The sequence below is a fragment of the Pseudomonas moraviensis genome, assembly GCF_900105805.1.
Lineage (GTDB): Bacteria > Pseudomonadota > Gammaproteobacteria > Pseudomonadales > Pseudomonadaceae > Aquipseudomonas > Aquipseudomonas moraviensis_A.
This window is the reverse complement of record NZ_LT629788.1, coordinates 4,800,264-4,812,167: the sequence shown is the minus strand read 5'-3', so window position 1 is coordinate 4,812,167 and position 11,904 is coordinate 4,800,264. Positions and strand designations below refer to the sequence as shown.

Below are 11,904 nucleotides of genomic sequence, written 5' to 3'. Positions count from 1 at the left end.
TGGAGGCGGTACGGGGATCAGGTTCCGGATTTGATTTTGGTCCACGCCCGCGTTCGTGCGCGTTCGGCATCCCGAGGCAGCGGCTGCAAGGTGTAGAGCGTGCTCATCGCCGCATCGGTCGGGTACAGGTTCGGGTTGTTGCGAATGGCCGGATCGACCAGACCGGTGGCGTCCTTGTTCGGATTGGGATATCCGACAAAATCGCTGACCGGGGCGATCACCGCAGGTTGCAGCAGATAGTTGATGAAGGTGTAGGCGTCCTCGGTATTCTTCGCACCTTTGGGGATGGCGAGCATGTCGAACCAGATCGGCGCCCCTTCTTTTGGCAGGCGCATGTCCACCACCACACCGTTTTTCGCTTCTTTGGCGCGGTTGGCCGCTTGCGAGAAGCTGCCGGAATAACCGACGGCCACGCAGATGTCGCCGTTGGCGATGTCGGCCATGTATTTGGAGGAATGAAAGTAGGTCACGTAGGGGCGGATCTTCATCAGCAGCGCTTCGGCCTTGGCGTAATCCGCCGGTTTCTTGCTGTTGGGGTCCAGACCCAGGTGTTGCAGGGCCAGCGGCAGAATCTCCGACGGTGAATCGAGCAGGGCGACACCGCACTGCTTGAGCTTGCTGATGTTCTCTTCCTTGAAGATCAGGTCCCAACTGTCCACTGGCGCGTTGTCGCCCAGCGCTGCCTTGATCCTGGCCGGATTGAAGCCGATCAGGATGGTGCCGTACATGTAAGGCACGGCGAATTTGTTTCCCGGATCATTGGCTTCGATCAGCTTCATCAGTTTCGGATCAAGGTGATTCCAGTTCGGCAGCTTGCTGCGATCCAGCGGCTGGAATACTCCGGCCTCGATCTGTTTGGCGAGGAAGACGTTGGACGGCACTACCACGTCGTAGCCGGAATTGCCGGTGAGCAACTTGGCCTCAAGGGCTTCGTTGGTGTCGAAGATGTCGTAGATCAGTTTGGTCTGGGTGTTCTGCGCCTTGAACTCGTCCAGCGCTTTGGGGGTGATGTAGTCGAACCAGTTGTAGACGCGCAGTGTGCGTTCTTCGGCGTGGGCGCCGGCGCTCAGCATGGCCGCGCACAGCGCCGAGGCGATCAGTCGCTTTTTCATTGTTCAAAACCTTCCAGCACGTTCACGGCGTTGATGCCGATCTCTTCAACGGCGTAGCCACCTTCCATGACGAACAGGGTCGGTTTGCCAAGGGCGGCAATGCGTTTGCCCATGGCCAGGTAATCCGGGCTGTCGAGTTTGAACTGCGAGATCGGGTCGTCCTTGAACGTGTCGACGCCGAGGGAGACGACGATGATGTCTGCGCCATAATTGTCGATTTCATCGCAGGCCCGATCCAGCGCCGCGCTCCACACGTCCCAGCCGGAACCGGCCGGCAGCGGATAATTGAAATTGAACCCTTCACCGGCACCTTCGCCGCGCTCGTCGTCGTAGCCGAGGAAGAACGGAAACTCCGCTTCCGGGTGGCCGTGGATCGAAGTGAACAGGACGTCGCTGCGCGCGTAGAAAATCGACTGGGTGCCGTTGCCGTGGTGGTAATCGACGTCGAGGATCGCGACTTTCCGGTGACCCTGATCGAGGAACGCTTGCGCGGCGATGGCGGCGTTGTTGAGGTAGCAATAACCGCCCATCAAATCGCTGGCAGCGTGATGACCCGGCGGACGGCACAGGGCGAAGGCCGCGCGGGCGCCACCCTGGATTTGCGCTTGCGCGGTCAGGGCCACCTGCGCTGCGCTGTAGGCCGCTTGCCAGGTGCCGGCGGTGATCGGTGCGCCACCGTCGAAGCTGTAATAACCGAGCTGGCCGTGCAGGCTGGTCGGTTTGATCGCACGCAGCGTGCGCGCCGGCCAGGTGTAGGGCAGCAGGTCGCCGTCGGTGTTGAACGCGGTCCAGCGATCCCACGCACCTTTGAAAAATTCCAGATAGTCACGGCTGTGAATGCGCGCGATCGGCTCCAGACCGAAATCCCTCGGCGCTTCGACGGCACCGAGATTCTGCTTCTGCACCCGTTGCAGTACGTGGTCGGCACGGGAGGGCATCTCGAAGCATGGCTTGAGCTGGCCATCGATGAGCTCACAGCGGCCATGGTGCAAGTGGTGATCGTCTGAGTAGATCGTCAGCATTTGTTGTTCTCCGCAGGGCTGATTCGGTGGTCTTCAGTGTTGCGGGGCGAGGTGAATCGGGGAACGTCGGGAGCGGCCAAAAGGGGATCGAAATGGCCAAAACCTCTGACCGCAATTCGCCCCTTGATAACGCTGGCTCAAGGGTGAAATACGAACCCTTGTAGGAGTGAGCCTGCTCGCGATAGCGGTCCGTCAGGCAAAGAATGTGTTGGATGATAAATGGCCATCGCGAGCAGGCTCACTCCTACAGGGAGGATCAATGCGGGCGGAACTGACTCGGCGCCACGCCGCTCCAGCGCACAAAGGCATGGCGGAAACTGGCGGTCTCACTGAAGCCCAGCGTCTCGGCGATCCGATAGATCGGCAACTGATCCTCACACAACATCTGTTTGGCCCGCTCGAAACGCAATTCATCGAGCAGTTCCTGATAGCTGCTGCCCATGTCTTTCAGATGTCGGCGCAGGGTGCGCGGTGAACACTTCATCTGCTGCGCGAGCCCTTCGAGTCCCGGCGCGGCATTCAATTGCGCGCTGAGCAGCTGACGAATCCGCCCCAGCCAGGCCTGACGTCCGGTGAACTCCAGATTCTGCTTGCGGCAACGTTCGGCCATGGCCTGATGGGTAATAGCGTCGGCCAGCGGCAACGGCTGATCCAGCCAGTGGCGGTCGAAGGCGAAGGCGTTGTCCTTGGCCGAGAACTGCAGCGGCGAGTTGAAAGGTTCAGCATAACTGTTGCGGTAATCGGGCGCGGCGTGCTCGAAACGCGTAGCGCGCAGCGGCAGCGCATGGCCGAGCAAGTCGTCGCAGATGACTTTCAGCGACACCAGACAAAATTCGGCGTTGAACACCGCCATGGCCGGACTCTCGCGATAGTCGGCGGCGACGAACCATACCTGCTCGCCATCGTCTTCCAGGCTCAGTTCGAACAGCGTTCCCAACAGCGCCGGATAACGGATCGCCAGGCGCAAAGCGTCACCGAAGGTGGCACAGGTCAGCAGGGCGTAACCGAGCATGCCGTAACAGGAGACGTGCATGCGCCGGCCCAGTTCGAGGCCGATGTCACGCTTGAGCGCGACCGCGTTGGTGCAGACCTGCATCTCCTGATGGGTGGTGATGCGCGTGTCGGCCCGCTGCAGATCCGCCGCAACGATGCCGCTGCCAGCCAGCAACGCCTCGCTCGACAGGCCTTCGGCCTTGAAGGTGTTGAGGATCAGCGAGACCGCGTTGAGGGTGGTGAGGTGGGAGTGGAGCATAAGAAGTTCCCCGATCATGGATGGGGATACACCAGCAATTTATGTGCCGCTCAAGATAATTTTTAATGTCGAGATTATATTGGAAGTTAAACTTCCAATCTCTGACGAGAGATTTGCAAGTTGCAAGTTATGTTTTTAAAGTTTCCTCTAAGCCGTTGAGTAATCAGAGCAGGACATGGCCCATGACAATTCTAAATATTAAGCTGCGCTTGGTCTACTGTCAGAAATCACAGGTTTTTGGCGAATTGTTAACCGTTTGTCGAATATTTTTATTTATAGGTATTTTTTTTGACAGCTACATAAGTCGGGTCTAGTTTGCCAGTGGATGTCGCTAATTGTTTATTGGATGTTGCGAGTTTTTCAGTAAATATGAATTTTGACCAATGTGTCGATAAGGAGATTTAAATGAGCGGTTCACAAGCTAAAAAATATTCGCTGGAATTTTTCAAAGGCAGCAAGAAGGCGCTTCAAGGCCAGATTACTGTGGAGGTTGATGGTCGCAAGCAAACGTTTCCGGTCATTCACGCCGAAGTTCGTGCTAATGAAATTGTTTTCGACTTCGATATGAGCGGCGGAGATCCGGGCCGCAATAATATTATCGGCGTGGTAATCGGCAAAGCTTATTTGAATACGAAAGTGGAGTTTGTAGCGCACGGCGACCCTGTTTATTTGTTGTTTCAGGATTCTGTGCAAGAGTGGGTGGCGACAAAGGGCTGGATTCGAGTGGAGTGGCAAGAGGGCAGTAAAAATATAGCTGGGTTGCTGGGTGATGTTCAAGGCGATAGAGACGGTAACTCCATACTCACCGGCGGAAAATTCGAAGTTACTTTAGATTAATTGTTTAAACCTTCCTGCATCAATTTTGCAGGAAGGTTTATTTATGATGAAAAGTGTATTGGACAGCGCTGGTCAGACCAGCTCTCCACACAGATCCAGCTCAACCAGTTGACGAACTTCCTGTGTGTTAAGCCCTGCGCCAAGCAGACCATGCAACTTGCCGAACGCCGCTTCGCGGGTCATGCCCCCACCGGACAACACGCCCACACTTCGCAAGCGGCTGCCCGCTTCGTACACATCAAGCTCAACGCCACCTTCATGACACTGCGTGACTGCAACCACGACCACGCCGTTATCCCGTGCGCGGCCAAGGCTGGCGAGGAATTGCGGGTTGTCGCTCGGCCCTGTGCCGCTGCCGTAGCACTCCAGCACCAGACCTTGAATGCCGCTGTCGGGCAGGCCGTCGAGCACCTCGGCGCTGATGCCCGGGAACAGTGGCAACACCGCCACCTTGGCCAGTTGCTTCGGCTGGTTGTAGTTCAACGACGCTGGAATCGAAGGCGCTTTCAGGCCACCGCCCTGACGCTCAAGTCGTTTGAACGGATGACGGCCAAAACTGCGCACTTTCGCGCAACGGGTCGGGGCCAGCAGTTCGCCGTGGAAGTACAGATGCACGCCGGGCGCCAAACCTTGGCCGAGGGCGACCAGCGCGCCGCCGAGGTTTTCCCAGGCATCGCTGTCGGTCACACCTGCCGGCAGCATCGAACCGGTGAAGCACACGCGGGCGTGCAGACCGAGCAATTGAAAACTCATCGCCGCTGCGCTGTACGCCAGCGTGTCGGTGCCGTGCAGGATCAGCACGCTGTCGCAGCCTTTTACGTCAACGGCATCGACCACCGCTTCGCGCAGTTGCTGCCAGTAGGCCGGGGTCATGTTGGCGCTGTCGATCAGCGGCGACATCTCGCGAAATTGCCACTGCGGCACCACCAGCTCAGGCTGGCTGTGCAGGTAGTCACGCATCCGCGCTTCGAAACCGGACGCCGGGGCCAGGCCGTTGGCGCTGGCCTGCATGCCGATGGTGCCACCGGTGTAGAGCACCATGACGTGTTGGGCGGCGGGATAGGAATGGGCAATCATCTGAGGTCTCCACAAGAGATGACATTGTAGGAGTGAGCCTGCTCGCGATAGCAGTCTTTCAGCCAACATAAATGTTGAATGATCAATCGCTATCGCGAGCAGGCTCACTCCTACAAGTTATTGCATCACAATAACTGACGGGCGCAGCGGATGCGCCCGTCATTCACCTGTCAGCGTTGCGCTGCAGGTACGCCTTGCGGCGCAGTTTCAGTCTGGCCCGCAGCGGCTGGCGGGTTGACTGGCCAAGCGTTGCGATCCAGATCCAGATCGGCAAATTTGCTGGAGTCAAATACTGGCTGTTTGACGCCGGCGCGGCGCTGTTCGTCGTAGTCGCGCATCACGCGCAGGCCGACCTTGAACAGCATGGCCAGGGCCACCAGGTTGACGAAGGCCAGGCAGGTCATGGTGATGTCGGCGAAGGCGAACACGGTCGACAGGTCCTGCATCGAACCCCAGACCACCAGCGCCAGCACCAGGCCACGGAACAGCATCAGCAGGGCGCGGTTGCGGCTGAGGAACTGCAGGCTGTTTTCGCCCAGGTAGTAGTTGTAGAGGATGCAGGTGAAGACGAACAGCGACAGCGCGACGCTGACGAACATGCGACCCCAGTCACCGACTACGGCAGCCAGCGAGTTCTGGGTCAGGACGATGCCGTCACCTTCGAAGCCCGGCGTATAGAAGCCCGACAGCAGGATCAGCAGTGCGGTGCAGGTGCAGATCACGAAGGTATCGAGGAACACGCTGAAAGCCTGGACCACGCCCTGTGCACCCGGGTGCTTTACGGCGGCCACAGCGGCGACGTTCGGCGCACTGCCCAGACCCGCTTCGTTGGCGAACACGCCACGCTTCACGCCCATGACGATGGCACTGCCGAGCAGGCCACCAAAGGCCGGATCGAGACCGAAGGCGCTCTTGAAGATGGTTTCCAGCATGGCCGGCACGTGTTCGATCTGCGTGCCGATCACATAAAGGGTCACGCCGATATAGGCCAGGGTCTTGATCGGGACCAGCAGGTCGGAGACCGAAGCGATGCGCTTGATCCCGCCGATGAAAGTGATGGCCAGCAGCACCGCGAGGACGATCCCGGTGTGGCGCGGGTCGAAGTCAAAGGCGTTCTGCAGCGAGTGGGTCACGGTATAGGACTGCAGGCCAATGAAGGCGAAGCCGTAAGTGACCAACAGCAGAATCGAGAAGACCACCGCCATGCCTTTGAGCTTGAGCCCATGCTGGATGTAGTAGGCCGGGCCGCCACGGTACAGGCCGTCGCCATCGGCGCGCTTGTAGACCTGGGCCAGGGTGCACTCGAAGAAGCTGCTGGACATGCCGACCAGTGCGGTCACCCACATCCAGAACACCGCACCCGGACCACCGAGGGTCACGGCGATGCCGACACCGGCGATGTTGCCTGCACCGACGCGGCCGGCGAGGCTGAGCATCAAGGCCTGGAACGAGCTGAGTTGCCCGGCGCTGCCTTTGAGGCTGTCGCGGAACACCGCGAACATGTGGAAGAAGTGACGCAGTTGAACGAAACGCGAGCGAATCGTGAAGTAGCTACCGAGCCCGACAATGAGCACGATCAGTACTTTCCCTGAGAGGAAGTCGTTGATGACTTCGAGCATGGATTTTTCCTCGCTGTTTTTTGTGGGTGCAAATGCTGGATCGGAGAAACATCGTGTTACACCGGTCTGCGCGCGGCACGACGGGTGAGGCGAAGGTTTCGTCCCGGATCCATATCGCGGGTTTTGTTATTAGTTCGGGTTTCGCATGGGTTATGGCCTCGTTACCGACGACCGCTCACGCGAAGAGGGGCGGCACTATACCGATCAGTGGCGCGCCCGTCTGCACGGTAGTGGTGCAAGCGACGAAACGAAGCGTTGAAACACCCGGCGTTACCGGCGCCGGGCTTTTGTAGGAGTGAGCCTGCTCGCGATGCAGGCGCTGCGGTTCTAATGGCACACCGCGTCATCGTTCATCGCGAGCGGGCTCACTCCCACAGAAGACGTTTGTCCTTCAAACAGTTAAAAAAAAGGGCTCGGGGACAAAATCCCCAAGCCCTCAAAAGGTGAGAGGTGTCTAGTCCCTCGACCTGGTGAGCGGTGCTGCAAGTTTGCGTCGGCTCAGGCTTTGAGCGGAACCAGACGCGGAGCGATCATGTTTTCCGGGCGCAGGATGTCGGCGAGCATGGCTTCGTCGAGCAGACCTTCTTCGCGCACCAGTTCCAGCACGCCACGGCCGCTTTCAAGGGCGATACGGGCGATGCGGGTGGCGTTCTTGTAGCCGATGTACGGGTTCAGTGCGGTGACCAGACCGATCGAGTGCTCGACCAGTTCACGGCAGCGCGCTTCGTTGGCGGTGATGCCGACGATGCAGTGCTCGCGCAGCATGTCCATGGCGCGTTGCAGCAGGCGGATCGAGTCGAGGATCTTGAAGGCGATCAGCGGCTCCATCACGTTCAGCTGCAACTGGCCGCCTTCGGCCGCCATGGTCAGCGCCAGATCGTTACCGATGACCTGGAACGCCACCTGGTTCACGGCCTCCGGGATCACCGGGTTGACCTTGCCGGGCATGATCGAGCTGCCTGGCTGACGCGCCGGCAGGTTGATTTCATTGATGCCGGTGCGTGGGCCGCTGGACAACAGGCGCAGGTCGTTGCAGATCTTCGACAGCTTGACCGCAGTGCGCTTGAGCATGCCGGAGAACAGCACGAACGCGCCCATGTCGGAGGTTGCTTCGATCAGGTCGGCGGCCGGTACCAGCGGTTGACCGCTGATCAGTGCCAGACGCTGTACCGCCAGTGCCTGGTAACGCGGGTCGGCGTTGATGCCGGTGCCGATCGCGGTGCCGCCCAGGTTGACCTCGGTCAGCAGTTCCGGGGCCAGCGTCTTCAGGCGGGCGAGGTCTTCGCCCATGGTGGTGGCGAACGCGCGGAATTCCTGGCCGAGGGTCATCGGCACGGCGTCTTGTAGCTGGGTACGGCCCATTTTCAGGACGTGATCGAACTCTTTGCCCTTGGCCGCGAAGGCCTGGATCAGGCTGTCGAGGCTGGCCAGCAGCGCGTCGTGACCCAACAGCAGACCCAGACGGATCGCCGTCGGGTAGGCGTCGTTGGTCGACTGCGCCATGTTCACGTCATCGTTCGGGTGCAGGTACTGGTATTCGCCTTTCTCGTGGCCCATCGCTTCCAGAGCAATGTTGGCGATCACTTCGTTGGCGTTCATGTTGGTGGACGTGCCGGCGCCACCCTGAATCATGTCGACCACGAACTCTTCGTGGTAATCGCCGCGGATCAATCGGGCACAGGCTTCGCTGATGGCTGCGTGCTTGGCTTCGCTCAGGTGACCCAGTTCACGGTTGGCGTCAGCGGCGGCCTGTTTGACCATCGCCAGGCCCACAACCAGTTTCGGGTAATGCGAAATCGGAACGCCCGAGAGGCGGAAGTTGTTCACCGCTCGCAGGGTCTGGATGCCGTAATACGCATGGGCCGGTACTTCGAGGGCGCCAAGCAGGTCGGTTTCTGTGCGGAAAGATGCAGCGGAGGACATGATAGAAATCATCTCGATAAGGACCCGGTCTGTGCCGGAACGCTGCGAATGCTAGGCTTGTGGGGATTTTTGGGCCAATGCTGTTCAGCACTGCCCTATGCACATTCGGCATAATGCCCATGTGACGCCGTCTGTGCGGCAGACGTGTGACCTGTTTTGGTGCGTGTCCGGGAGGACGTGATGAATCTGGAAAGCAAATGGCTCGAGGACTTCAGTGCCCTGGCCGCTACCCGCAGCTTCTCGCAGGCGGCCGAACGGCGCTTCGTGACCCAACCGGCGTTCAGTCGGCGGATTCGCAGCCTCGAAGCCGCATTGGGGCTGACCCTGGTCAATCGTTCGCGCACGCCGGTCGAACTGACGGCGGCGGGGCAGTTGTTTCTGGTGACCGCGCGCACCGTGGTCGAACAGCTCGGTGAAGTGCTGCGCCACCTGCATCATCTGGAAGGCGGGCAGGGCGAGGTGATGCAAGTCGCAGCGGCGCACTCGCTGGCCCTGGGCTTTTTTCCGCGCTGGATCGCCCAGTTGCGCAACGAAGGGCTGAACATTGCCACGCGGCTGGTGGCGACCAACGTTGGCGACGCCGTGCATGCACTGCGCGAAGGTGGCTGCGATCTGATGCTGGCGTTCTACGACCCGGATTCGGCGATGCAGATGGACCCGGAAATCTTCCCCTCGCTGCACCTGGGCCAGACCGAGATGCTGCCGGTGTGCGCGGCGGATCTGGATGGCAAGCCATTGTTCGATCTGGAAGGTGAGGCGAGCGTGCCGTTGCTGGCTTACAGCGCCGGGGCGTTTCTCGGCCGTTCGGTCAACGGCCTGCTACGCCAGCGCCAGCTGCGCTTCACCACGATCTACGAAACCGCCATGGCCGACAGCCTGAAGAGCATGGCGCTGGAAGGCCTGGGTATCGCCTGGGTGCCGCAACTGAGCGTACGCGCCGAACTGGCGCGCGGCGAACTGGTGGTCTGTGGCGGCCCGCAATGGCATGTGCCGCTGGAGATCCGCCTGTACCGCTGCGCCCTGGTGCGCAAGGCCAACGTGCGGTTGCTGTGGCGCAAGCTTGAAGGCGGCGCTGCACAGTCTTCCTGACCCTACGCGGACCCTTTGTAGGAGTGAGCCTGCTCGCGATAGCGTCTGCACATTCAACGATGATGTGACTGACACACCGCCATCGCGAGCAGGCTCACTCCTACAGGGATTTGTGGTGTTGCGGCGCTGACCTTCAAGTCAATAAAACCGGGCCTTTCGCTCATTTGACAGATGGTCGTTTCGGGGGCTGTTTATTGCTTTCTTTGCGGTATACTGCGCGGCCTTCGGCCGGCACGTCCGGCCATTTTTCGCACAATCAAGCCACGCAACCTGCGTGGCTTGTTGTTTTATGACGCGCCTGCGGGCGCTCCAGAGAGAAGAGGCGCGACGATGAGTGCACTGGTTGGCGTGATCATGGGCTCCAAGTCCGATTGGTCCACCCTTAGCCACACCGCCGATATGCTGGAAAAGCTCGGCATCCCGTACGAGGTCAAGGTGGTCTCCGCCCACCGCACCCCGGATCTGCTGTTCCAGTACGCCGAAGAGGCTGAAAGCCGCGGCATCGAGGTGATCATCGCCGGTGCCGGTGGCGCAGCCCACCTGCCAGGCATGTGTGCGGCCAAGACCCACCTGCCGGTGCTGGGCGTGCCGGTGCAGTCGGCCATGCTCTCGGGCGTCGATTCGCTGCTGTCGATCGTGCAGATGCCCGCCGGCATTCCGGTCGCCACCCTGGCCATCGGCAAGGCCGGCGCGATCAACGCCGCGCTGCTCTCGGCGAGCATCCTCGGCGCCAAGCATCCGCAGTTCCACGCGGTACTGAAAACCTTCCGTGCCGAGCAGACAGACAGCGTCCTGGACAATCCAGACCCACGTATTGCCTGAGGTTGTTGAGATGAAGATCGGTGTAATCGGTGGCGGCCAGTTGGGTCGCATGTTGGCCCTGGCGGGCACTCCGCTGGGGATGAACTTCGCTTTTCTCGACCCTGCGCCGGACGCTTGCGCCGCTGCGTTGGGCGAACACCTGCGGGCCGATTACGGCGATCAGGATCATCTGCGCCAACTGGCCGATGAAGTCGATCTGGTGACCTTCGAATTCGAAAGCGTGCCGGCGGAAACCGTGGCGTTTCTCTCGCAATTCGTGCCGGTCTACCCGAGCGCCGAAGCCCTGCGCATCGCCCGCGATCGCTGGTTCGAAAAAAGCATGTTCAAGGACCTCGGCATTCCGACCCCGGCCTTCGCCGACATCCAGTCGCAAGCCGATCTGGAAGCCGCCGTCGCTTCCATCGGTCTGCCGGCCGTGCTGAAAACCCGCACCCTGGGTTACGACGGCAAGGGCCAGAAAGTCCTGCGCAAGCCGGAAGACGTGGCGGGTACTTTCGCCGAACTGGGTAGCGTTGCCTGCCTGCTGGAAGGATTCGTGCCGTTCACCGGCGAAGTGTCGCTGATCGCCGTGCGTGCTCGCGATGGTGAAACGAAGTTCTATCCACTGGTGCACAACACCCACGACAGCGGCATCCTCAAGCTGTCGGTCGCCAGCACCGATCACCCGTTGCAGGCGCTGGCGGAAGATTATTCCAGCCGTGTGCTCAAGCACCTCGACTACGTCGGCGTGATGGCTTTCGAGTTCTTTGAAGTCGACGGTGGCCTGAAAGCCAACGAAATCGCCCCGCGCGTGCACAACTCCGGGCACTGGACCACCGAAGGCGCCGAGTGCAGCCAGTTCGAAAACCACCTGCGCGCCGTGGCCGGCCTGCCACTGGGTTCGACCGCCAAGGTCGGCGAGAGCGCGATGCTCAACTTCATCGGCGTGGTACCGCCGGTTGAGAAAGTCATCGCCATCGAAGACTGCCATCTGCATCACTACGGCAAGGCCTTCAAGGCCGGACGCAAGGTCGGCCACGCCAACCTGCGTTGCGCCGACATGGCCACGCTACAGGCGCAGATCATCAAGGTCGAAGCGCTGATCGCCGAGTAAAAACGGTTTCATGTGGCAGCGGCGGAACCATTCAAGGGCCGCCGTTCTCTCATGGCAG

Annotated in this window: 10 protein-coding genes; 4 read left to right on the top strand and 6 right to left on the bottom strand. The window is 60.2% G+C overall.

The features are described 5' to 3' along the window. Nucleotides 1–17 precede the first annotated feature (17 nt). From BLU71_RS21655 to BLU71_RS21645, 3 genes are all read right to left on the bottom strand, one after another. On the bottom strand, nucleotides 18–1,112 hold the full coding sequence (locus BLU71_RS21655) for a polyamine ABC transporter substrate-binding protein (RefSeq protein WP_064365155.1): 1,095 nt from the start codon (nucleotides 1,110–1,112) through the stop codon (nucleotides 18–20). Further along, nucleotides 1,109–2,134: a histone deacetylase family protein gene (locus tag BLU71_RS21650; protein WP_083353849.1), complete on the bottom strand. Its 1,026-nt coding sequence runs from the start codon at nucleotides 2,132–2,134 to the stop codon at nucleotides 1,109–1,111. The genes BLU71_RS21655 and BLU71_RS21650 overlap by 4 nt, the downstream gene beginning before the upstream one ends. A gap of 256 nt (nucleotides 2,135–2,390) precedes the next feature. Continuing rightward, nucleotides 2,391–3,386, bottom strand: coding sequence for an AraC family transcriptional regulator (locus BLU71_RS21645; RefSeq protein ID WP_083353848.1), 996 nt, complete (start codon nucleotides 3,384–3,386; stop codon nucleotides 2,391–2,393). A gap of 405 nt (nucleotides 3,387–3,791) precedes the next feature. On the opposite strand from BLU71_RS21645, the gene BLU71_RS21640 reads away from it, so the two are divergent. Further along, nucleotides 3,792–4,223, top strand: coding sequence for a hypothetical protein (locus BLU71_RS21640; RefSeq protein ID WP_065616390.1), 432 nt, complete (start codon nucleotides 3,792–3,794; stop codon nucleotides 4,221–4,223). A 72-nt stretch (nucleotides 4,224–4,295) separates the two neighbouring features. Here BLU71_RS21640 and BLU71_RS21635 read toward each other — a convergent pair whose 3' ends face one another. The 3 genes from BLU71_RS21635 to aspA form a co-directional block, all read right to left on the bottom strand. Next, complete coding sequence (locus BLU71_RS21635) at nucleotides 4,296–5,300, bottom strand: asparaginase (RefSeq protein ID WP_083353847.1); 1,005 nt, start codon at nucleotides 5,298–5,300, stop codon at nucleotides 4,296–4,298. A gap of 170 nt (nucleotides 5,301–5,470) precedes the next feature. After that, a complete protein-coding gene (locus BLU71_RS21630; protein WP_042608066.1) occupies nucleotides 5,471–6,919 on the bottom strand; it encodes an alanine/glycine:cation symporter family protein in 1,449 nt (482 codons plus the stop codon). 498 nt (nucleotides 6,920–7,417) lie between these two features. Beyond that, nucleotides 7,418–8,842 carry an aspartate ammonia-lyase gene (aspA, locus tag BLU71_RS21625; RefSeq protein WP_016772472.1) on the bottom strand — a complete coding sequence of 475 codons (1,425 nt, stop codon included), beginning with the start codon at nucleotides 8,840–8,842 and terminating at the stop codon, nucleotides 7,418–7,420. 180 nt (nucleotides 8,843–9,022) lie between these two features. On the opposite strand from aspA, the gene BLU71_RS21620 reads away from it, so the two are divergent. The 3 genes from BLU71_RS21620 (at nucleotide 9,023) to BLU71_RS21610 (ending at nucleotide 11,846) form a co-directional block, all read left to right on the top strand. Beyond that, nucleotides 9,023–9,931: a LysR substrate-binding domain-containing protein gene (locus tag BLU71_RS21620; RefSeq protein WP_083353846.1), complete on the top strand. Its 909-nt coding sequence runs from the start codon at nucleotides 9,023–9,025 to the stop codon at nucleotides 9,929–9,931. 330 nt (nucleotides 9,932–10,261) lie between these two features. Beyond that, on the top strand, nucleotides 10,262–10,753 hold the full coding sequence (purE, locus tag BLU71_RS21615; protein ID WP_007920220.1) for a 5-(carboxyamino)imidazole ribonucleotide mutase: 492 nt from the start codon (nucleotides 10,262–10,264) through the stop codon (nucleotides 10,751–10,753). A 10-nt stretch (nucleotides 10,754–10,763) separates the two neighbouring features. Further along, nucleotides 10,764–11,846 carry a 5-(carboxyamino)imidazole ribonucleotide synthase gene (locus tag BLU71_RS21610; RefSeq protein ID WP_042608067.1) on the top strand — a complete coding sequence of 361 codons (1,083 nt, stop codon included), beginning with the start codon at nucleotides 10,764–10,766 and terminating at the stop codon, nucleotides 11,844–11,846. Nucleotides 11,847–11,904: the final 58 nt, after the last annotated feature.